Here is a 22,174-nt window from a genome sequence, read left to right as displayed (position 1 = left end):
TCCTCGGTTATTCGTCAGAATGCGCGTCAGAGTGCGCGTTGGATTGCGCTGTCCCCGGTAACGCCAGGCCGGACAGCAGCAGCGCCTTGATATGGCGGGTCAGGACGGCTTTGTCGAGCAATGCGGCCTTGTGCACCACCGGTAGCAAAGGCCGATTTTTCAGGGTGCGTGCCATCGCCAGCGGCAGCATGGTCAGGCCCAGTACGGAGATGAAGATCAGGGTTGGCTCCAGTCCCGGGTTGATCGTGCCGGCCTGCTGGCTGCGCGCGACGTTTTCGGAAAACAGGGCAATCTTGGCCAATGGCACCCGCTGCACCATGCGTTCGCGCAGCTGGCCGCCATCGCTCAGCACCTCGCGTACCCACAAGGCCGGCATCCAGGGCATCTTTTCCGTGGTGGCGATCATGCGCTCGACGATGTCAAGAATCATGTCCTCGGGCGGCTCGTCGCCACGGATCGGGTCCCAGATACTGTTGACGAACAGGCATACCCGTTCATCGACCACAGCTTCGATCAACTGATCGCGATTCTTGAAGTAATAATGCACCATCGCCGGCGTCACGCCAGCCGAACGAGCCACCGCCGCCACCGTGGTAGCAGCAATACCCTGCGAGGAAAACAGCAAGGTAGCGGCATCGAGCAGCTTTTCACGCGAATCCTGGTCCGATGCCACGGGACGCCCGCGCAACGACGGTGGTTTGGTCATGCGATTGATATTAATCAACGCATTAATTAATTACAAGGTCGGAGATGTAACTCCGGGCTTGCGCGCCGCAATACGCATCGGCGCCGCGCACCGGCGTCCCTTATTGACGTCGATATTGGCGGCGATACGCGGTGGGGGAAATAGAAAAGGCTGAGGCAAAATGCTGACGCAGCGACACCGTCGAGCCGAATCCGACTGCTTCGGCGATCCGGTCAATCGGCTTATCGGTGGTTTCGAGCATGCGTTGTGCAGAAGCCAGGCGATGATTCAGCAGCCATTCCGATACCGTGGCGCCGGTTTTCAGCTTGAAGCGCCGCGTGAAGGTACGCCGGCCCATCGCTGCCTTGTCCGCCAGAATATCCAGCGACAAGGGCTGGTCCAGGTTTTCCATGGCCCAATCGAGGGTGGCAGTGAGGTGATCGCTGCCGTTATCCTTGGGCAGTACCTGTTCGATATATTGCGCCTGCCCGCCAGCCCGATGCGGCGCCACCACCATGCGGCGGGCAATCCGGTTCGCAATATCGGCGCCGTGATCGCGCCGCAACAGATGCAGGCAACAGTCGATTGCCGCCGCCGTGCCGGCGGAAGTGAGGATGTCGCCATCGTCGACATACAGCGATTTCTTGTCCAGCGTCACGTGCGGGTATTTCCGGCTGAAATCATCGCTCCACACCCAGTGCGTAGAAGCAACGCGCCCATCCAGCAGCCCCGCCTCGGCCAGCACAAAGGCCCCAAGGCATAAACCGACCATCCGCGAACCGCGCGCATGCGCCTGACGCAAGGCTTCCAGCAAAGCTTCCGGTGGCCGCTGGTCGGGATCGTGCCAGGCCGGAACAATCACCGTGTCGGCCTCAGCCAGGACCGACAGATCGTATGGCACATCAATGTTGAAGCCCGACATCGTTGGAATCAGGCCGGTATGCATCGCGCACACCAATAAGCGATAGCGCGGCACGCCCAGCCTGGCGAGATCGTCGCCAAACACCATGCACGGCACGGACAAGTGGAACGGGCTGATGCCGTCAAAGACGACAACTGCGACCGTATGCTCTTTCTCGTAGGAAATGGGTGAAATCGACATGGCCCAATTCTATCGCATATTGTCTTCCGGGACACTTTCGGGGCATTGCCACGAAACCTATACTTCACTCCGTTCCAACGTTAAAGCACTGCAAGCATCAGGAAAGCAGCGCTAACGCCCTTAACCGTGCTTCAATTTTAATCAGGAGTTTTACATGAACAACCCTACAATTCGCACCCTCGTCGGCGCGACTGCACCAACCACAGTAGAAGCTAAAAACACCGCCTTGCTGGTGATCGATTTCCAGAATGAATACTTCAACGGCAAGATGCCGATCCCTGACGGCCTGAAGGCCCTGAACAACGCCAAGCGCCTGGTCGCATTTGCCGACAAGGCAAACATGCAGGTCATCCACGTCCAGCACGTAACCCCTGCCGGCGCGCCGATTTTTGCCGAAGACGGCGACACCGTCAAATTCCATAGCGACTTGCAGCCTGCGGCCAACCATAAAGTGCAGCAAAAAGGCGACGTCAGCGTGTTCGTCAACACCGATATCGACGCCAAGCTGAAAGCTGACGGCATCAAGACACTGATCATCTCCGGCCTGATGACGCACGCTTGCGTAGCCGGTGCGGCACGCGATGGCGCAGCCAAAGGCTACGAAGTCATCGTCGCCGACGACGCTTGCGCCACCCGTGACCTGGATCTGGCCAGCGGCGGCGTAGTACCGCACGCAGCGCTGCATAGCGCCTCCCTGGCAGGCATCGCCGATACCTTTGGCGACATCATGAGCACTGAACAGGTTCTCAATTTGAAACTGGCATAAATAGCCCGCAATCTTTTTTTAACCCGATAACCATCGATAGGAAACCAATGAACATCAAATCCAAAGCCCTGCTGTTGCTGTCTACCGCTGTTTTCGCTGGTCATGCATTCGCCGCCAACGTCGCCGAAGGCGGCGTACAGGCAAAGAAAATCAACGAACTCATTTCGTTTCCGGCTGCGGACTTGAAATGGAACGAACTGCCAGGTTCCGGCGGCGTCAAGTATGCCAACGTACGCGGCAACCTGGCTGGCAAAGGCCCGTACGAAGCCTTCGTCATTTTCCCGGCAGGCAAAAACAATCCTTACCACCTGCACACGCAAAACCTGCCGACAGTGGTATTGAAAGGTACTTTCTACGCCATCATCGACGGCAAGCGTACTGAGTATCCGGCCGGCTCTTTCTATAACCTGCCAGCCAACCTGCATCATTTCAGTGGCTGCACACCGGCGGAAGACTGCCTGTTGTTCCAATACCAGGCTAACCATTTCGACCTGGTGCCGGTAGCAGAGAAGAAGTAAATATAGAAAATACGCATTGAGCTTCTGTTGAGCTTTAATTGAAACGGGGCGGCTGAATTAGCCGCCCCGTTTTTTTTGAATCACTAACTGGCAGTTTTATGCGTGCGGCGCCTCATCCCGCTTCAGCGATTGCGCCAGCTCACCCGCCTTCAGCGATCCCATCAGCGACAGCAAGGTATTGAACGCATTGGTATCACCGCCGCCACCCATCTGAATCTGCGGCACCAGCGGCACCCTTGATGTTTCGAAAGCTTCGGCCAGGCGCAGCATCACGGTCTGCATCAGTTGCTTGTCGGCGCCCTCGCCTTGCAAGGCTTCCGATTTGGCCTTGATGGCAGCCGCTTCCGCCTCACCCACCGACTTGATCGCCGAAGCACGGCCAGAACCTTCCAGCTCCTGCTTGAATTTCTCTGCGTGCGCCAGCGCTTCGATTTCCTGGCGTTTCTTTTCTGCCGCTTTCACATTGGCCGAACCCTGGTTTTCCTTGATCGAGATATCCACCAGCGAACCGGTCAACTCCTTCTGCTTGGAAGCGCGTTGTTCCGCTTCATTCAATTCGCGTTCCTTGTCCGCAGCAATCTGTTTCTGCGCAAAAGTCTCGACCTGTTCCCGCGCAATCTGGCGGTCACGCAACTGCGCCATGATGTTTTCGATCTTGGTGTCGCCCGGCTGCGGTTTCGGCGTACCGATCAGCACCTCCTGGAATTCCAGCGAATAGGCCTGGAAGCGTTCCTTCATGTCGGCTGAAGCATTGGTCTGCAACTCACTGCGCGACTGGATCAGCTCGATGAAGGTCTTAGTCTGCGAGACATTCTTGAAATACGACGACACCATCGGATCGAGCGTTTGCTCCACCAGTTGCGCCACATTACCGAAGCGCTGCACCACCATAGGCGCCTTGCGGTAATCGATGTGCACCACTACCGACAAAGGCAGTTGCGGCTCGAACGCATCCTTGGTGATCAGCGTGATTTCGCGCAAGTTGCTGTCAAAACTAGAACCGCTCTCGCCGGATTTCCACATCAGCACGAAATTGGTGGTCGGCACCAGCTCGATCTTGCCGGCGTAGGTGTTGAATGCATATTTGCCAGGCATCAGCGGATCGCGCCAGACACCGCGGCAACCGCTTTCAACCAGTTCGCCATGGCTGTATTCCTTGCCCGACAAATCCGAACCCTTGCGCCCGGTATAGGAAACCACCACGCCGACATAGCCGACCGGAATGATAGTCTTGCGGATCAGTTCGACTGTTGCAAACAGGCGGTTGATGTAATACGTACCCTCCACCAGCACCCGCTCCTGCCGGCCGCGCAAGCCGCCTGCCGCCAGGAATTTTTCCGGCTCCTGGAACGAGTTGTGGGTATCGCCGACGTCCGGCGCCAACAATTCGTCTTTCGACAATCCGGGACCATCCTGCACCGTGACAATGGCCAGCTGGTCCGAATCGTGGGCGCCGGCCACTTCCTTGAGCACCACCGGCGTAAAGCCGCTGCGTTCGTCCAGCACACCGCGCATCTGCTCGTAGTACGCCTTCTCTTGCGCATCCAGCGACAGCGAATACGTCGCTTCCTCAGTCATCACCACGAACAAGGCCGGGTTGATGATATGGGTGCCCTCACGCAGGATCTTGCGCTGCGGCCCTTTCTGGCCGCCACCTTCGAGGAAGGAGCGTACATCGCGGAAATCCTCCACCTTGGAATTGTCGGCCAGCGTTTGTCCGGCCGGCAGGTCGATACCGTCGCGCGCGAAGACATAGCCGATGCGGCCTTGGGTGACGGAAACCATCGGATGGATGTGGACGCGGAACTGGAATGGCGCAAAGAAATGGAAGCCGCCGCGCCGCAAATCAGGCTGCAACCCGGCCTCGCCATGCAAGGCCAGCAAGCCGGCCTTCACCGAACCACTTGAACTCCATAATTTTTCAACGACGCCGATGCGGTCGTTAGGAATGTAGCGGATGATCCCCGAAAGCGAGAAAAACACCGCAAGCACAATAATGACTGCAACCAGAATGATGATAACGGTTGGAAACCAACCCAAACTCGAAAATAGATTCAGCATATCTTTTCTTTCTTTTATTATGAAAGACAACTTTTCTTCCGAACGGATTTCTATAATTACGTTTGCTGCCGATGTCGCACCAGAAAGCCGGATCGTCCCTTGATGATCCGTTTGATCCATTTTCTGCGAGCGGCATGAATGCATCCATCAGCGATGGATCGATGTCTGCCCTACCTTTCTTTGTCAGTGAATTGATTGGACCAGGTCAACCGTTCCCATTGCGATCCAGGGAAAACCCGAAATCGCCATCGATCCAGGTGTCCTTGTCGCGAATGATTGCCTGCGCCGGCAGAGCGGGCGTCTTGACCGCAAAGCCCGGCATTTTCGTGACTGCAGTTCCGATTGCCATGAACTCGACCAGGCCATTGCCGATCTCGGCGATATACGTCTTCACGCCGACCACCTCTTCCGCATTGAGCGCATCCGCCTCGCTTTTCAAGCGCTCGATCGCAATCTCACGCGCATCATGAATGAGTGTGGTCAGGTCGCTGATTTCACCTTTGGTAAACGATTTGAACGCCGCCATGAAACCGCCCACCACACCCAGCGAATAAATGGAAGTCGACATCAGCAGCTTGACCGGCGCGTAGCCCAGGCTGGTCATCGCCCACAGCTCTTCACCGGTAAGATCGCTGGTGACCGGATTGCCGTCGGCGCCAGCCGGCAACGCAGCGTGCCGCGACGCAGTTCCCGTCATCAGCATTTCATGCGTGCCCATCCACGGCAAGATGGTGGTGCGAATTCCAACCACAGCATTTGCCTTGTCGGCCTTGGCCTGCGCCACCAGCCGGTCAAGCGCTTTGTGACGAGTCGTATTGAATATATTGCTGTATTCCGGAATCTCGCCCCGGACCAGGGTCTTGAGCGATCCCATCAGGCCACCGCCGACGCCCATCGAATAAGCGATATTGCCGAAGGCATGCTGGATCGGCTCATAGCCGGCATCCATGTGACAGTACAGTTCCTGCGCGTCGCCGGCGGTCGTGAAAAATCGCCCCGACATATCGCGCGCATGAACGCAGGAACCGACGAACAGAAATTCGGTGCTGCCGCTGAACGAACGCAACTCGCTGGTCACGCCCGCCACGCCCGAAGCGCCATGCTGCAAGGCTTCCTTGCTCATGCGCTCGAAGGCGTTGGCGCGCCCTTCGTGGATGGCGGCGGTGACCTGGGTTATTTCACCGCCCAACATGTTCTTCAAGCCGGCGCCGATGCCGCCGAGGAAACCCATGGAATTGACGCTATTGCCGACGACAATTTCGCCTGCCGAATAATTCTTTAGCGCCAAGCAGAAAATTTCATTTCCGGATAAACCCGTTACTTTTGCCATACGCTCTTCCTTTTTTTCGACGATAAATGTCCAGCGGACGATGCCGCATACCACGCGACAAATCCGCCGAAGACAAGATTATTCTGAACCTTAATTTGATTGCGCGCCACTTATTTTGCAGTGCAACATGACGCCTGAAAATTGGAGAATGGCTTGCCAGCAGGCGCGGCGAGGATCGACTATCGCGACACGTGAAAATAGAGCATTTCTTCCAAAGAAAAGCTGTGCGAGTTGGGCGAAAAACACCGCCGAATCTCCTTTTCCATTTGATGCTGCGCGCCGCATCATCTCCAATCGGATATAGAATCCATGTCACTCATATTGAACTCCTGTCGTGGCATCCCCGGCTACACCCCCGCACCATATGACCAACACTATTAACCTCGAATTAAGCGACAAATACAGCGATCTCGAAGGTATCGTTGCGTTACAACGCCTGAACCATTCCAACGCCGTCGCCAGCGAGCTATGGGAGACGGAAGGCTTTGTGACCATGGAATATACGGTCGAGGAATTGCAGCAGATGTGCCGCGGCTACCGGCACGTGATCGCCAAGTCCGATGGCGTCGTCGTCGGCTATGCGCTGGTCATGCTGAAGGAATCCCGCACTGCGTTTCCTTTTCTGGACGACATGTTCCAGCAAGCCGAGGCCGGCGCTCTTGACGGGAATTCAATCCGTGAAAAGCGCTATTTCGTCATGGGCCAAGTGTGCGTGGACCAGGCGTTTCGCGGCCAGGGAGTTTTCAGAAAGCTTTATCAAACTCTGCGGGAACAGATGCGCGCCGATTTTGATCTGGTGGTGACCGAAGTTTCGATAAAGAATACGCGCTCCATGCGTGCGCATCGGCAAGTCGGGTTCAGGGATATCAAGGAAGAACATGAGCAATCCTCGGAATGGCGGGTCATTGCCTGGGATTGGAATTGAGAAAATTGTCGCGCCCGCGGACGTCACGCATCGTCCGCGGCGGCAGCTACTCAATCATGCGGTCAAATTCACGCAGCGGTGTCGTTACAATAACGTCAGGGCGAGCACCGCAAGCGCATTATTCGCGCCATGCAGCAAAATCGGCGCGACAAGCCCGCGTGTACGTCTTGCCATCCAGCCTGCAGTAAGGCCCAGCACCAGGTAAAACACGAAACGCGGCGGGTCCGAGTGTATACACGCGAAAATAACCGCCTGGCATAAATTCGCCCAGCCAAAACTCAAGTGGCGTGACAAGCCGCCAAGTATGCATCCGCGAAACACGAACTCCTCATATATCGGCACCAGCACTGCAACCAGAAGCAAGGCGAACGGGATGCCGCCAATCGCTTGCGCTCCCGTGATGACGGCTGCAACGGCCTGTGTTTGTGCCGTTGGGTGCAGCGGCATCAGTTGCAGTGATCCTACCCAGAAGATCAAGCCCGCCACGGCACTCCAGCTCAGAATCCAGGGAGCGACCCGCCACAAACCGGTGCCGGTCCATTCCAGGCGCGTCAGGCGCGAAGCAGGATACAACAGGAACAGCGAGCCCAAAAGAAGCATCCATAATTCCGTAAGCGCAAGCTGGCGCTGCGCCGTCACGGTGGACGCCAGGTACTCGGTGAGCGAATCCACAGCCATACCGGATCGCACCACCGGCACAAGAAATCCCGCCAGCAGGAAAACGCCAAGTGCCAACCACATATGGCGCAAACCCAAGCCGGAAAATAGCGGCACGATTGCCTTGCCCAGCCGGGCCCGAACCGTGCCGCGGTAATGGGCTGGAAAGGCGAGCAAGCCCGGTAACAGGGCAAAGCCCAATGCTGCGCTCAGCAACCAGGTCGCCAACTGGCCCAAGCCGCCGTTCAGCGCGGCAGCCGGATGTCGGTTCAACAAATTCGCATATGCATACGCGAGCTGCGTCGTGACGCCGGTCTTGCGTACCCAATCGTGAAGCACTTTCGCTGCGCCGGCGCCATCATCGGTAAGCAGAGCCAGATCAAAGCGCAAGCGTCGCTGCTCCGGCGTTTCGTAGTCAGTCGCGGCTGGCCCTGAGCGCAATGCGGCGGCGGCCTGTACGTTATCGCCAGCGCGGCGATAAGCACGCGCACGAGTCCAGGCGTCGATTTTCAAACCGGCATGTTCGGCGCGCTGTAGTTCGGTCAGCGCCAGCGCACCAGGGAATAATTCGGCGGCGGCATTGATGCGCGCCGATTCCATCCACATCATTTTTTCCACCGGCGCGTTGACCAGTAATTGCTCAGCTTCCTGCGCTTTATTAATGCTGACCAGATAACGCAGCGCAGTTACCAGGCGTTCATGTCCCGGATCAAGCTGCACGGTTAGCCACGCTTGTTCGCCGGCCTGCGCAACCTGTTTATTGGCCGCGTAGGCGCGCGACAACGCAGCGTGCAGACGAATCCGCTGTGCAACCGGCCAACCTGCCGAGCGCACGAGCAGCGGCTCACCAAAGCTGATTGCCTCTTTGCCGTAGCGATGTTCGAGGATATAGAGCGTGCTCTGCGGCTGGAGCGGAAATTTGCGCTGCAATTCGCCCTGGCAAGCCTGTAAATCTTGCGCTGCGGCGTCGGCCCAGCTCAGCTCTTCGGAATAGGCAAAATTCCCGATGAAAACACATTTTGCGACGGCCAGTTCAACGTCGTCCGGTCGAGCCTGGCGAGCTTCGTCGAAAGCGCGAAGCATCTCTGCATAGGCGGATTGATGACGGGTCGAGACGTAATCAACGGAGTGCTCGGGCGTATCAATCGCATCGAGCGACGAGTTTCGGATATCGGCGGCACAAACTACACTAGCGACACCCGACATGAAGACGACTGACAGCAAGGCAACACGCAATCTCATTTTCATTACTACCGGCCCCTGTTATGTTTGGCGGGTTGTTCGTTCCCGGTACGCGTGAACGACGCCCATTCCTGTTGTACTTTTATGCAGGTAAACGACGCCCTCTCCGCAACGTATTACCTTTCCGATATGATTCGACTCGGAATACTACACGGCAACATGACAGTCCGATAATTAAACATGTCGGATTGGCAGGATTTTTCAGGAATAGATAATTGCGTTGCTCGATCGCAACAACTAATTATCCTAAAGACAATAATTCGTAATCATCAGTCGACCAAAAACAAGAACACAAAACAGGAGCAACCAAGCGTGACGAATACCCCATCTCCGACGCAAACCCAGCGTCGCGCAGCCGCCATGCCCTTCATCATGTTGACCGTACTGATCGACATGATTTCAATCGGCCTGATCATCCCGGTACTGCCGGTGCTGGTCGGAAAATTCACCGGCTCGCAAGCCGATCAAGCGTTCTGGTATGGCGCCGTCGCCTTTGCCTTCGGCCTGGCCAACTTCTTCGGCTCGCCGATCCTTGGTGCGTTATCCGATAAGTACGGCCGGCGGCCAGTCTTGCTGCTGGGATTTTGTGGGCTGGCGCTGAATTTCTTCGCCACCGCTTTTTCAACTGCGCTATGGATGCTGATCGTGGTGCGCCTGATCGGTGGCGCGATGCAGTCGAATGCGGCGGTGTGCAATGCCTATGTCGCCGACATCACCGCGCCTGAGCAGCGCGCCAAGCGCTTCGGCATGCTGGGTGCAATGTTCGGCGTCGGTTTTATCGTCGGACCGGTGATGGGTGGCTTGCTGGGCGCCATCAACCTGCGCTTGCCATTCATTGTTGCCGGCAGCCTGGCATTGATCAACCTGATGTACGGTTACTTCGTGTTGCCCGAATCGTTGCCGCTGGAACGGCGCCGCGCCTTCAGTTGGAAAGCCGCCAATCCGTTGGCATCGCTGCGCGCGTTGTCGCGTCTGAAATCAATCGGACCGTTGATCGCCGTGATTGCCTGCAGCGGCCTGGCGCAGTTCATGTTGTTTACCACCTGGGTGCTGTACACCACATTCAAATTTGGCTGGGGACCGCAACAGAACGGCCAGTCGCTGGCGGCGGTCGGCATCATGTCAGTGCTGGTGCAAGGAGTGTTGCTGGGGCCATTGCTGAAGCGCTTCAGCCCGCAACGACTGGCCGTAATCGGCCTGGTTTCTTCTACCGCTGCGTATCTTTTATGGGGAGTCGCCAATCAGGGTTGGATGATGTATGCGATCATTTTTGCGAACATTTTCGGCTCAACCGTCAATGCTTCGATCCAGAGCATCATTTCCGGCGCAGTCGACTCGCACAATCAGGGTCAGGCGCTGGGCGCTGTCAGCTCGCTCAACAGCCTGATGGCGGTAATCGCTCCAATCATTGGCGCGCCGCTGCTGGGCATGGTGTCGCATTTGCCAGCCGGCGACTGGCGTATCGGCGCACCGTTTTATTTCTGCGCGTTGCTGCAGTTTGCTGCGCTGATACTGGCCTTCCTGCATTTCCGCCGTCAGCGCCGGCAACCCGCAATGACAACACCGGCAGCCAAGGCCCTGGGAACGGAAAACGTATCCTGACCGTTCGCCGCTATCACGCAGCGGCAGGGACTTGTAACGCCAGCCCCTGCCCTGACGCGCGGGTCGAGAGGCGACTCAGCGGTATCTCTACAAAACGATAGAAGATTGCCCCGGCGAGCAGGCTTGCAGCCCACGCCAACACCATGCCGCCGGCTTGCAACAGTGGGCGAGCCGGTACAAAGCGGACGAAAGCGGCATTGACCACCAGGCAAACCGGAAAATGCACCAGGAATATCGAGTATGAGATGCGTCCGAAACTGCGGATCCACGCAAAACGCTGGCGCGACAGCAGCATGCCGTGTCGGCTCACCAACACCAACGCGCAAGCGACAACCAGGGCGACGGCGATCCGACTACGAAAATCGATCGTCAACGCATACACGGTCGGCACCAGTAGCGCCGCGATCAGCAACGCTACAACGCCCGGTCGGCGACTCAGGTCGCGTGCCCACCAGGCGATCACGCCGAGCCCGTAACTGCCGAAGAAATATGGCGCCCAGGCATCCCATGCGGCATTGCGATTGAAATACAGCAGCGATGCACTGACCCCAACCACTACCAGCAACGGCGCCAGCCAAGGCATGGCGCCACGACGGGCGATGCCGCCTGTCAGCCAGAGCAGCATAGTCAGCAATGCGTACAACTGGAAATCGATGGCGACGTACCAGGCGCCGGCCGAGATCGATTCATAACCCAATATCGAATGCAGCAACAGCGCGTGGGCAGCAAGTTGCAATGCGGTCGGCATCGCCGATATCGAATAATGCGTCATCCACAAGGAAGCCCAGGCGGAGGCGCCAACTGCCAGCACGGTCGCCACCAGGAACGGCGGCACCAATTTCATGTAGCGCCGCCACATGACCCGCAACGGATCGGCGACGGTCGATGTGCCCTGGGGCGACAAGGACTTCGCGGCCAGGAAGCCACCAATCACCAGGAACACCTGGACGGCGATGCGTGCATAGGAATCGAGCCAGTCGATCAGCGTCGGCGCGATCAGCCGCACGTGGTCGGACATCGGGCCATAGAAAGCCAGGTGATGCAGGACGATTAATTGTGCAGCGATCAGTTTGAGCAGATCGATGAAGCCGAATTGAAAATTGCGATGATGATCCGGGGAGTGAGATGAGCTATGCAGCGCTGGTGAACCGCTCATTGTTACATCCATGTTCGAAAAAGATGCCAATGATAATGATTCGAACGTTGTTGTCCAGCGGAATTTCTTTTTGTAACAACTCAGAAATAGAGTGGAGCTTCTTATAGTTATCCGAACGACACGAACGCAGCAGTTCGGCTTGTCGCATTACCAACGCAGCCATTCGGGCCGTCCACGCTATCACTCTATTATTGTTGCTCGTAGGCCTGTTGCAAAAGTTTGATGTCGATCTTGACCATTTGCAGCATGGCCTGCATCACACGCTGCGACCGGGCGGCATCCTTGTCTTGCAACAGGCGTCCCAAGATCGAGGGAATGATCTGCCACGACAAACCGTATTTATCTTTCATCCAGCCACAACCCTGTGCTTCACCGCCTTGGGAAAGCTTATCCCACAACTCATCGACTTCTTCCTGCGTTTCGCAATTTACAAAAAAAGAAATCGCCGGCGTAAAGCTGAATTGCGGTCCTCCGTTCAACGCAATGAATTCCTGGCCTTCGAGCTCGAAAGTTGCTGACATGACCGCTCCCTTCGGCCCAGGGCCGGCATCGCCATAGCGCATGACATTGCCAACCTTGGATTTCTTGAAAATGGCAGTATAAAAATTCATCGCCTCCTCTGCCTTGCCGTCGAACCACAGGAATGGTGTAATTTTTTGCATCTTGCTCTCCTCTCGACACTTAACTTCGTATACGAGCGGCGACGTTCACAATGAGCGGCCGTCGTAATGCGTGACAGGGACCGCAGCCAGGTCGACACCCTCCAGGCAGCGGATATTGATGGCGGCGACCCGGTTGCCTTTCGGGTCGACACCCTCGCCATACGGATGGATGCCGCAAGTACGGCAGAAACGATGTTTGATGACGTGCTTGTTGAAGGTGTATTCGGCGACATCGCCTGCTTCGGTCAACAGGTGCAGGTTGTCGCGCGGCACAAACCATAGCAACGAGCCCTTGCGCGAGCAAATCGAGCAATTGCACGCCAATGCGCTGTCCAGTTCGCCTTCCACTTCAAATGCAATCTTGCCGCAATGGCAGCTGCCTTTGTATTTCATTTCGATCTCCTTTTCAGGTCTCTTTGGCATTGGATGTCACATCGGCAATATCCAGCTGCCGCACCGGACGCACTTCTATGCTGCCAAAACGTGCCGGCGGAATCTTCGAAGCCCAGTGGATCGCTTCGTTCAAGTCCTTGGCTTCGATCATGTAAAAGCCCGCAAGTTGCTCCTTGGTCTCGGCAAACGGGCCGTCCGTCAGTGTCATTTGACCATTGCGAATCCGCACCGTCGTGGCGGTGTCGATCGGTTGTAATGCCTGGCTGGCGACATGATGGCCGCTTGCGCGCAATTCCTCGCCGTAGGCATGGCAGACGTTGTCGGGACAGGCATTGAGTTTGTCTTGCGCGAGATAGACTAGGCACAGATAGTTCATGGTGGTCTCCTGTTGGCAGTAAATACAAGCGATAAATTTCAGCGGCACGCGGGATGCCCGGGTCGGTTTGAATGCACTTTCATGAGCTAGTCGAACGGCGAATGCAGAGATCGACATGAATGCAGAATATTTTTTTGACTTGAGCTTCTAATTTGGCAATTCAGACAGGCGGCGCTGCAAAAAGCGACGTTCCGGCTCCTGCTGAGTCAGTTCCAGCGCTTTTGCATAGGCGACACGCGCTTCGGCAAAATGGCCGAGGCGGCGATGCAGGTCTGCCCGGGCGGCGTGGGCAAGATGATAATTCTGCATTTGACCATCGACGAGCAAGGCATCGACCAGAATCAATCCGGCTTGCGGACCTTGATGCATCGCGACGGCAACCGCACGGTTCAATTCGATCACCGATGACGGTTGCAAGCGCAATAGCGCGTCATATAGCCCGACGATTTGCCCCCAGTCGGTGGCATCAATATTTGGCGCAGCAGCATGTACAGCGGAAATCGCCGCTTGTAACGAGTACAGGCCGAAGCGGCCGGACGACAAGGCCTGCCCGATCAACTCCGAGCCTTCGGCAATCTGCTCATGCCCCCATAAGCTGCGGTCTTGCTCATCGAGCGGAATCAGGTCGCCGTTGACGGATGTGCGCGCCTGGCGCCGCGACTCGTGCAGCAGCATCAGCGCCAGCAAGCCCATTACTTCCGGTTCCGGCAGCAATTGCAGCAACAGGCGCGTAACGCGAATCGCTTCCTGCGACAAGTCGTGGCGCGTCAATGATGCCCCTGATGATGCGGAATAGCCCTCATTGAACACCAGATAGATGACGCGCAGTACGCTTTCCAGGCGTGCTGGCAATTCGTCGCGTCCGGGAACTTGATATGGAATACGCGCATCGCGAATCTTCGCCTTGGCGCGCACGATGCGTTGCGCCAGCGTTGGTGCGGGGGTGAGGAAAGCGTGTGCGATTTCTTCGGTGGTGAGGCCGCAGACCTCGCGTAGCGTCAGCGCCACTTGCGCATCGGGCGCCAGCGACGGATGGCAACAGGTGAAGATCAGGCGCAGTCGGTCATCTTCGACATGCTCGACCTCTTCATCCAGCGCGGCTGCCCCGTCCGGGATTGACTCGATCGCGTCGGCCACATCGTCATACGGGGTAAACCTGGCACGCCGGCGGATGCCGTCGATCGCCTTGAAACGCCCTGCCGACACCAGCCAGGCGACGGGATTGGCAGGAATGCCATCGCGCGGCCATTGTTCGACTGCCGCCTTGAAGGCATCCTGCAGCGCCTCTTCAGCGAGATCGAAGTCACCAAGCAGGCGAATCAAGGTCGCGAAGACGCGGCGCGATTCGCTACGGTAAATGCTTTCAATGCTGGCGGTCAATGACATCGTAGTGGGTGCGATCCGGTTTGATGGCAATCCTGGCGACAGATAAGCAAAGGACAAATGCGAAGGACAAATGCGAAGGACAAATATTATAGGCAGTCTTTACGCCTTGCCGACCGCCAGCTGGTATTTCTTGATCTTGTCATACAGGGTCTTCCTGGGCACGCCCAGAAGCTCAGCGGCGGCAGCGACATTACCGTGGCTGGCCGTGAGCGTTTCTGCAATCAGCATGCGTTCGTAGGCGTCGATTTGCTGCGGCAGCGACATCTCGCCCGCCAGCGCATTGACACCGCCCTTGCCCGGATCGCTCACACCTTCCGCGACGCCGAGCACCAGCCGGTCGGCAAAATTGCGCAGTTCGCGCACGTTGCCCGGCCAGTCGCGAGTTTGCCACTGCGCCATTTGCGCCATCGTCCATTGCGGCAGGGGCCGCTGGTAACGAATCGCCGCGCCCTGGATGAAGTGCGCCAGCAACAGCGGGATGTCTTCGCGCCGGTCAACCAGGCGCGGCAGGTCGATGCTGACCACGCCGATGCGGTAATACAAATCTTCGCGGAAACTGCCCTGCGCGCTCATTTGCAACAGATCGGCCTTGCTGGCGGCGATGATGCGGCAATCGATGGCGATCGGCTCATTGCCGCCGAGCCGTTCCAGCTTGCGTTCCTGCAGCACGCGCAGCAGCTTGACCTGCAGCGTCAGTGGCATGCTTTCGATTTCGTCGAGGAACACGGTGCCACCCTTGGCATACTCCAGCTTGCCGATGCGCCGCTTCTGGGCGCTGGTGAATGCGCCCGCTTCGTGTCCGAAAATCTCGCTCTCGAACACGGTCTCCGGCAACGCGCCGCAATTGATCGCCACAAACGGTCCCTTGCGGCCGCTGGCGACATGTAATTGACGTGCCACCACTTCCTTGCCGCTGCCGGTCTGGCCGTTGATCAGGATATCGACCATGGTTGGGCCGACGCTGCGGATCATGGTGCGCACGCGCTCAATGGCGGCCGACTGGCCAATCAGGCTCGGCATGTCAGGATGCGCGGCCCAGCTCGCCTTCAGGTTACGGTTCTCAAGAATCAGGCTGCGCTTTTCCTGGGCCCGGTTGGCGGTTTCCATCAAGCGTTCGGCGGCGAACGGTTTCTCGATGAAATCGTAAGCACCGGCGCGCATCGCATCCACCGCCATGCTAACGTCGCCATGTCCGGTCACCACGATCACCGGCAAATCCGGATCCAGCGCCACCACCTGGCCCAACAGATCCAGGCCGGAGCGGCCGGGCAAGCGCACATCGGTGACAATCACGCCGGCAAATCCCGCATGCAGCCACGGCTGTGCCTGCTCGACACTTTCGCAGGCGCGTACGGTGAAGCCGCCGAGCTCCAGGGTCTGGGTAACCGCTTCGCGCACCGCATGTTCATCTTCAATCAGCAAAGCTTCGAGCACTGCCACCCCGTTCTCCTTCAAGATTGCACCAGCAATGGCAGGCGCAACACGAATTCGGCGCCGCCATCGCTATGATTATTTGCCTGCAGCCGGCCGTTCATGGCTTGCACGATCGACGAAGAAATCGCCAATCCCAAGCCCAGTCCCTTGCCGGACGGCTTGGTGGTGAAGAACGGCTCGAACAGATGTAATGCCACCTGGGCCGGGATGCCAGCGCCGGAATCGTGTATCCGAATGACCGCCTCGCTGTCCTCTTTTTCCAGTGTCAGCCAGACATTTTTTTGCTGCGCATTATCCACCGCGTCCAGCGCATTGCGCAACAGGTTGATCAGCACCTGTTCGGTGCGCACCGCATCGCCAACCACATGTGCCGCCTGGCGGATGTCGATATGGAGGCTGGCGCCATGCGTCTGGAATTCGTTGCGCATCAACAGCGCTGCCGCTTCTATCGATTTTTGCAAATCGATCACGGCGACCGTATCGTAACTATTGCGGGAGAAGCTGTTGAGCTGACCGATGATCTTGCCCATGCGGGCGCTGGCGTTGCTGATGTGCGTCAGGTTTTCCGCAGTCTTGTCGGCCTGTTGACGGCCCAGGAAAGTAATCGCGTTATCGGCAAATGCCCGGATCGCCGCCAGCGGCTGGGCCAACTCATGCGCCACACCGGCCGCCATCTGTCCGAGCATGGTCAGCTTGCCGGCCTGGATCAATTCGTTCTGGGTTGAGCGCAGCAAGTGTTCGGTTTCTTTCAGTTTCGCGTACTTGGCTTCCAGTGTATGGTTCGCCACCATCAGTTCTTGCGTGCGCTGGGCAATGGTGCGGTCCAGGTATTCGGCGGAACTCAACCGTTCCTCCAGGCGCCGCCGGCGCTGGTACAGCGCCCACAGAGAAATTCCGGCGATTGCCAGCAGCAATGCGGCCGCCAGCGCCCACAGCGCGGCAACGCGGGCAATCCTGGCCTGCGACGGAAACAGCATCAATTGCCAGCCGAGCCGGCCGATGGTGCGTGTGACATGATCGCCAAATCCGGCGCGCAAATTTTTCGGCAGCGAAGTTACCGGCGTGATAGCCTGGTCGGCATACTGATGGGTGCCGGCCAGATCCAGTTGGGTCTCGCCCTTGATCGGATACAGGCTGTGATACTTCCACGCCGGACGATTGCTGAGGAAAACCACGCCGCTATGGTCGGACAACGTAATTGGATCTTCGCTGCTGCTCCAGGTGTGTTCGAATTCGGTCAGGTCGATCTTGACTACCATGACGCCCAGCGGCGTATCGTTGTCGCGCGCTGCGGCGCTTGCATAGATTGGTTGGGCAATGAAATACCCGGGGATGTTGGTAGCATTGCCGATGCCGTAGAAACGGCCGGCGTTGCCTTTGATCGCTTCGCTGAAATACGGCCGGAAACCAAAATCACGGCCGACGAAACTGGTTGGCGTATCCCAGTTGCTGGAGGCGAGCGTGGTGCCTTTGCGATCCAGCATATAGATCGCCACCACTTTCGACTGGCGCTGGATCAGTTGCAGGGTCTGGTTCAGGCGCTGGATGATGACCTGGTCGTCGGGCCGCGCCAGCGCTTGCACGACATCCGATTGGAAACCGAGCGCATACGGCAGCGTCTCGAATTTATCCAATACCGAACCCAGATCGAGCGCGATGATCTGCAATTGCCGATCGCTGGCTTCGCGAATGTCGTTGGTGGCCTTCTGCGCCGCAAAGATATAGGTCGCTACCACCACCGCGACAGAAAAGGCGATGGCAAGCGCAACTAATGCGAGGGTTTTTCTCACCTTCATGACATCTCCGCCACTCATCTGCCACTAACAAGGTTCGCCCGGAGGCGAAAAAGCATCGGTAACCTGGTTCCTGCGAGAGGCCGTCACTGACAAGTGACAGCCCGGGAGCGCCAGATCACCAAGCAGGATACTGCACTATCGTGACGTGACAGCAGAACCTTCAGCGGCGAACGGCTTGGTTTCAAGCGGCACATCCTTGAGGTAGCCTTCCTTGCTTGGATCGCGCATTCTGTAAGTCACGATGAGTGCAATCGCACACATGGCCGACACGTACCAGTAGAAACTGGATTCCATGCCGATCGATTTCAGCTTCAGCGCAACAAACTCGGCCGAACCGCCAAACACCGCATTACCGACCGCATACGACAATCCCACTCCCAGTGCCCGCACTTCCGGTGGGAACATTTCCGCCTTGATCAGGCCGCTGATCGATGTGTAGAAACTGACGATGGCCAGGGCCAGGATCACCAGGCCGAACGCTGCATACGGGCTGGTAACGTCTTTCAACGCGTGCAGGATAGGCACCGTCGCCAATGTTGCCAGCGCGCCGAAATACAGCATCGAGGTGCGGCGGCCGATCTTGTCGGACAGCGCGCCAAACAGCGGTTGCATCAGCATGTAGACCAGCAGCGCTACAGTCATGACATTGCTGGCGGTCTTGGCGTTCATGCCGGCGGTGTTCACCAGGTACTTCTGCATGTAGGTTGTGAAGGTATAGAAAATCAGCGAGCCGCCAGCGGTGAAGCCGACCACTGTGAGGAACGCGCCCTTGTGCTTCATCAAGCCGGCCAAGGTGCCTGCATCCTTGTTCTTGCGGGTTTCGGCAGTCGATGTTTCGCTCAGGGATTTACGCAAATACAGCGCAATGACGGCAGCGGCTGCGCCCAGTACGAACGGAATGCGCCAGCCCCAGGCATGCAACTGCTCGGTGGTCAGCAATTGCTGCAGGATCACCAACACCAGCACAGCCAGCAATTGGCCACCGATCAAGGTCACGTATTGGAACGAAGCGAAAAACCCGCGCCGTCCTTGCACCGCGACTTCACTCATGTAAGTGGCGCTGGTGCCGTATTCGCCGCCTACCGACAAGCCTTGGAACAGGCGTGCCACCAACAGCAATGCCGGCGCCAGGGCGCCAATCGTAGCGTAGGTCGGCAGGAAAGCGATCATCAGCGAACCGCCGCACATCATCAGCACCGAGATCATCATGGCGCGACGACGGCCATGCTTGTCGGCGATGCGGCCAAACAGCCAGCCGCCGATCGGGCGCATCAGGAAGCCGGCGGCGAACACGCCGGCGGTATTCAGCAATTGCGTGGTCGGATTGTCGCTGGGGAAAAATGCTGGTGCAAAATAAATCGCACAAAATGAATAGACGTAGAAATCGAACCATTCGACCAGATTGCCGGAGGAGGCGCCGACAATCGCGAAAATGCGTTTCCGATTTTCCGCCACAGTCGCGGCGTGGTCGGAAGGATGAAGCTGGGACATGTTTATCTCCTGTTATGGGTGTTTTGGTGCAGCATGATCGATAACTGGCAAGCGTGCGGGACAGCAGAAAGTCACTTTGGCGGTATTGCAGGACGGCACGGGAAAACCACCGCGACGCACCTGATCGCCCAGGCGACACTGTACGTTGCTGGTTGCCATTAAATCAAGATTGAAGCAACAATGAAGAAAAATGAGGATGGGTGCAAAGCTGTCTCCTGTGGATTAGATTTTTTTCTAAATCATCGCAGACTTCGTGCCAGCTCAATCGAAAAAGCTAAGTTTTTGATTTATTGGAAATAATTGCACCAGATTGGAAATCCGTCCATCGATTTTTGTGCGGAAATCCAGAATTACTGATTTTTACTGTGCGAATATCCGCCACGAAAACACGCTATTCCGGCCATTAAACTGGCGGCTATGCGCGCATATCCAGCCGTGACTGGCCCTATTGCGCTACCATCTCGCACCGCAAAGAATCAAGGAAGCACGAAAATGACCCCTGAAGACCGCATCGTCGATATCGAGATCAAGATATTGCGCCAGGAAGACATGCTGGACGATTTGAACAAGCTGGTCTATCGGCAGCAGTTGCAGATAGACCAGTTGGAGGCGCTATGCACGACACTGGCGCGCCGCCTCAAGGATGCCGAAGACAGCCGCAATGCCGGGCAAGGCGCGCATGAGCGGCCGCCGCATTACTGACCGGCAGCGTTTCTGGCAGTTATAGCGGTTGAGTCCGCAGCTCCAGCCATACCTTTGCATCGCCCCGTACATGCGGCGACAGGCGTTGCCGAACCTCCGCGTGGTAGGCATTGAGCCAATCGATTTCATCGCTACGCAATAAACTCGCATCCAGGCAACGGGTATCGATCGGGCACAAGGTCAGCGTTTCGAAGCGCAGATATTCGCCGAACTCGGTTGTCTCCGCTTCCCGGTTCAGCACCAGGTTTTCAATCCGCACACCCCAACGGCCAGGACGATAGGTGCCTGGCTCGATCGAGGTGATCATGCCCGGCTCCATCGCTGTATGGGCATCCGGTGCGGCGCTGCCGGAAATCACTTGCGGGCCTTCGTGCACGTTCAGGAAGTAGCCGACGCCATGACCGGTGCCATGGCCATAATCAACGCCGCCGGCCCAGATCGGCGCGCGGGCGATGGCGTCGAGCAACGGCGATTTGATGGAGCGTGGGAACTGCGCCGACGACAGCGCAATCACGCCTTTCAGCACCAGCGTGCAATCGCGCTTCTGCGCCGCAGACGGCTGGCCGATCGGCACCATGCGGGTGATATCGGTGGTGCCGCCGACATACTGGCCGCCCGAATCGATCAGCAGCAAACCGTCGCCGCTGATCGTGGCGTGCGACTCCGGAGTTGCCCGATAGTGCGGCATGGCGCCGTTGGCGTTGAAACCGGCAATGGTGCCAAAACTCGGGCTGACAAAGCCGGGGCGACGCGCCCGCGCGGCGGTGATCTGGGTATCGATCATCAGCTCACTGACGGTTTCCTTGGCTTCCTTGCTCAGAGCCTGATCCAGCCAGGAAAAGAATTCGCACAACGCCGCGCCGTCTTGTTCCATCGTCGCGCGCACATGAGCAATCTCGTCGGCAGTCTTGCGCGACTTGGCGAAAGTGGTCGGATTGATCGCTTCCAGCACCTTGACGCCCGCTGGCACAGCTTGTCGCAAGCCCAGCGTGACGCGGCGCGGATCGAGCAGCAGCACGGCATCTGCAGGCAAGCTGGCCAATGATTCGGCCGCCTGCGCATACGACGCCAGGTCGACGCCATCGGCAACCAACGCTTCGCGCACGGCTTCCGGCACCTTGCCGTCGGCGACGAACAATGTGGTCCGCTGCGGCCCGATCAGTGCATGGGCGACAAATACCGGGTTGTAATTAACATCGGTGCCGCGCAAATTGAACAGGTAGGCGATATCGTCCAGCGTGGAAATGAAATGCCATTGCGCGCCCTGCTCCTGCATGGCCTGACGCAAACTGGCCAGCTTGGCGCTGCGCGCCAAAGGCGCATGCGGCGCCTGGTGCTGATAAACATCGGCCATCGGCAGGCCTGGACGATCGCTCCAGATTTCTCCCAACAGATCGATATCGGTACGCAGCTTGCTGCCGCCTTTGGCCAACGCTTGCTCCAATGCGCGCGCTGTCGCCAGGCCGAGCACGGCGCCGTCGACTGCCAGCGTCTTGCCGGCCGGCAGATTGGCTGCCAGCCAGTCAAGATGCAGCAGGCTGTTGCCGGACGGAGTTTTCATCAGGACGATCTCGCTGCCAGCCAATTCCGCTTCCGCTTGCGACCAGTAGCGGCTATCGGCCCACAGGCCGGCAAAATCGGCAGTAATGATCAGGTTGGCGACTGAACCGGTAAAACCAGACATCCACTCCCGCCCTTTCCAGCGCCCCGGCAAGTATTCGGATAAATGCGGATCGGCCGAAGGGATCAGGCAAGCATCGATATGGTGGCGTTTCATTGCATCGCGCAATAGCTGGATGCGGGGACCGGCTGTAGTTTGGGAGAAGGTTCTGGAATTCATCGCGGTGTGGAAAATGGGTCGAAATATATGATTCGGCGGGATTCGGAGCA

The 22,174-nt window shown here is 57.6% G+C and carries 19 protein-coding genes; 5 read left to right on the top strand and 14 right to left on the bottom strand.

Annotation, left to right across the window (positions count from 1 at the left end):
• Positions 1 to 7 precede the first annotated feature (7 nt).
• Positions 8 to 706 carry a TetR/AcrR family transcriptional regulator gene (locus ACIPF8_RS16870; RefSeq protein ID WP_400423208.1) on the bottom strand — a complete coding sequence of 233 codons (699 nt, stop codon included), beginning with the start codon at positions 704 to 706 and terminating at the stop codon, positions 8 to 10.
• Positions 707 to 806: 100 nt separating this feature from the next.
• Positions 807 to 1,787 carry a GlxA family transcriptional regulator gene (locus ACIPF8_RS16865; RefSeq protein ID WP_400423205.1) on the bottom strand — a complete coding sequence of 327 codons (981 nt, stop codon included), beginning with the start codon at positions 1,785 to 1,787 and terminating at the stop codon, positions 807 to 809.
• A gap of 154 nt (positions 1,788 to 1,941) precedes the next feature.
• On the opposite strand from ACIPF8_RS16865, the gene ACIPF8_RS16860 reads away from it, so the two are divergent.
• Complete coding sequence (locus ACIPF8_RS16860; RefSeq protein WP_400423202.1) at positions 1,942 to 2,553, top strand: cysteine hydrolase family protein; 612 nt, start codon at positions 1,942 to 1,944, stop codon at positions 2,551 to 2,553.
• 47 nt (positions 2,554 to 2,600) lie between these two features.
• Entirely contained in the window at positions 2,601 to 3,071 is a 471-nt protein-coding gene (locus ACIPF8_RS16855; protein ID WP_400423199.1) for a cupin domain-containing protein, read from the top strand.
• A gap of 96 nt (positions 3,072 to 3,167) precedes the next feature.
• Here the strand turns inward: ACIPF8_RS16855 and ACIPF8_RS16850 are convergent, their stop codons facing one another.
• On the bottom strand, positions 3,168 to 5,132 hold the full coding sequence (locus ACIPF8_RS16850; RefSeq protein ID WP_400423196.1) for an SPFH domain-containing protein: 1,965 nt from the start codon (positions 5,130 to 5,132) through the stop codon (positions 3,168 to 3,170).
• A 205-nt stretch (positions 5,133 to 5,337) separates the two neighbouring features.
• Positions 5,338 to 6,462, bottom strand: coding sequence for a heavy metal-binding domain-containing protein (locus ACIPF8_RS16845; protein WP_400423193.1), 1,125 nt, complete (start codon positions 6,460 to 6,462; stop codon positions 5,338 to 5,340).
• A 364-nt stretch (positions 6,463 to 6,826) separates the two neighbouring features.
• Between ACIPF8_RS16845 and ACIPF8_RS16840 the strand changes: the two genes are divergently transcribed.
• Positions 6,827 to 7,387, top strand: a complete 561-nt coding sequence (locus ACIPF8_RS16840; protein ID WP_400423190.1) for a GNAT family N-acetyltransferase — start codon at positions 6,827 to 6,829, stop codon at positions 7,385 to 7,387.
• Between the two features lie 84 nt (positions 7,388 to 7,471).
• Here ACIPF8_RS16840 and ACIPF8_RS16835 read toward each other — a convergent pair whose 3' ends face one another.
• On the bottom strand, positions 7,472 to 9,292 hold the full coding sequence (locus ACIPF8_RS16835) for a type II CAAX prenyl endopeptidase Rce1 family protein (RefSeq protein ID WP_400423187.1): 1,821 nt from the start codon (positions 9,290 to 9,292) through the stop codon (positions 7,472 to 7,474).
• 306 nt (positions 9,293 to 9,598) lie between these two features.
• Between ACIPF8_RS16835 and ACIPF8_RS16830 the strand changes: the two genes are divergently transcribed.
• Positions 9,599 to 10,888, top strand: a complete 1,290-nt coding sequence (locus ACIPF8_RS16830) for a TCR/Tet family MFS transporter (RefSeq protein WP_400423184.1) — start codon at positions 9,599 to 9,601, stop codon at positions 10,886 to 10,888.
• A gap of 13 nt (positions 10,889 to 10,901) precedes the next feature.
• Here ACIPF8_RS16830 and ACIPF8_RS16825 read toward each other — a convergent pair whose 3' ends face one another.
• The 8 genes from ACIPF8_RS16825 to ACIPF8_RS16790 all read right to left on the bottom strand — a co-directional run bounded on the left by ACIPF8_RS16825 (position 10,902) and on the right by ACIPF8_RS16790 (position 19,582).
• Entirely contained in the window at positions 10,902 to 12,044 is a 1,143-nt protein-coding gene (locus tag ACIPF8_RS16825; protein WP_400423181.1) for an acyltransferase family protein, read from the bottom strand.
• 188 nt (positions 12,045 to 12,232) lie between these two features.
• Positions 12,233 to 12,706, bottom strand: coding sequence for a VOC family protein (locus tag ACIPF8_RS16820; protein WP_400423178.1), 474 nt, complete (start codon positions 12,704 to 12,706; stop codon positions 12,233 to 12,235).
• 45 nt (positions 12,707 to 12,751) lie between these two features.
• Complete coding sequence (locus tag ACIPF8_RS16815) at positions 12,752 to 13,099, bottom strand: GFA family protein (protein ID WP_400423175.1); 348 nt, start codon at positions 13,097 to 13,099, stop codon at positions 12,752 to 12,754.
• A 13-nt stretch (positions 13,100 to 13,112) separates the two neighbouring features.
• Positions 13,113 to 13,475, bottom strand: a complete 363-nt coding sequence (locus ACIPF8_RS16810; protein WP_400423172.1) for a YciI family protein — start codon at positions 13,473 to 13,475, stop codon at positions 13,113 to 13,115.
• Positions 13,476 to 13,622: 147 nt separating this feature from the next.
• Positions 13,623 to 14,861, bottom strand: coding sequence for an RNA polymerase sigma factor (locus ACIPF8_RS16805; RefSeq protein ID WP_400423169.1), 1,239 nt, complete (start codon positions 14,859 to 14,861; stop codon positions 13,623 to 13,625).
• Positions 14,862 to 14,960: 99 nt separating this feature from the next.
• Positions 14,961 to 16,301: a sigma-54-dependent transcriptional regulator gene (locus ACIPF8_RS16800; RefSeq protein ID WP_400423167.1), complete on the bottom strand. Its 1,341-nt coding sequence runs from the start codon at positions 16,299 to 16,301 to the stop codon at positions 14,961 to 14,963.
• Between the two features lie 11 nt (positions 16,302 to 16,312).
• Positions 16,313 to 18,091 (bottom strand): ATP-binding protein, encoded by a 1,779-nt coding sequence (locus ACIPF8_RS16795; RefSeq protein ID WP_400423165.1) that lies wholly within the window; start codon positions 18,089 to 18,091, stop codon positions 16,313 to 16,315.
• 135 nt (positions 18,092 to 18,226) lie between these two features.
• Positions 18,227 to 19,582: an MFS family transporter gene (locus ACIPF8_RS16790; RefSeq protein ID WP_400423163.1), complete on the bottom strand. Its 1,356-nt coding sequence runs from the start codon at positions 19,580 to 19,582 to the stop codon at positions 18,227 to 18,229.
• Positions 19,583 to 20,074: 492 nt separating this feature from the next.
• Between ACIPF8_RS16790 and ACIPF8_RS16785 the strand changes: the two genes are divergently transcribed.
• A complete protein-coding gene (locus ACIPF8_RS16785) occupies positions 20,075 to 20,284 on the top strand; it encodes a SlyX family protein (RefSeq protein ID WP_400423160.1) in 210 nt (69 codons plus the stop codon).
• A 19-nt stretch (positions 20,285 to 20,303) separates the two neighbouring features.
• On the opposite strand, the gene ACIPF8_RS16780 is transcribed toward ACIPF8_RS16785, so the two are convergent.
• The gene (locus ACIPF8_RS16780; protein WP_400423158.1) at positions 20,304 to 22,124 is read right to left on the bottom strand and encodes an aminopeptidase P family protein; all 1,821 of its coding nucleotides are present in this window, start codon (positions 22,122 to 22,124) and stop codon (positions 20,304 to 20,306) included.
• Positions 22,125 to 22,174 lie beyond the last annotated feature (50 nt).

The organism is Collimonas sp. NPDC087041, assembly GCF_044745265.1.
In the GTDB taxonomy this organism is placed as follows: Bacteria; Pseudomonadota; Gammaproteobacteria; order Burkholderiales; family Burkholderiaceae_D; genus Collimonas.
The sequence above is the reverse complement of the archived record's forward strand: the minus strand, read 5'-3'. Positions and strand labels throughout refer to the sequence as shown.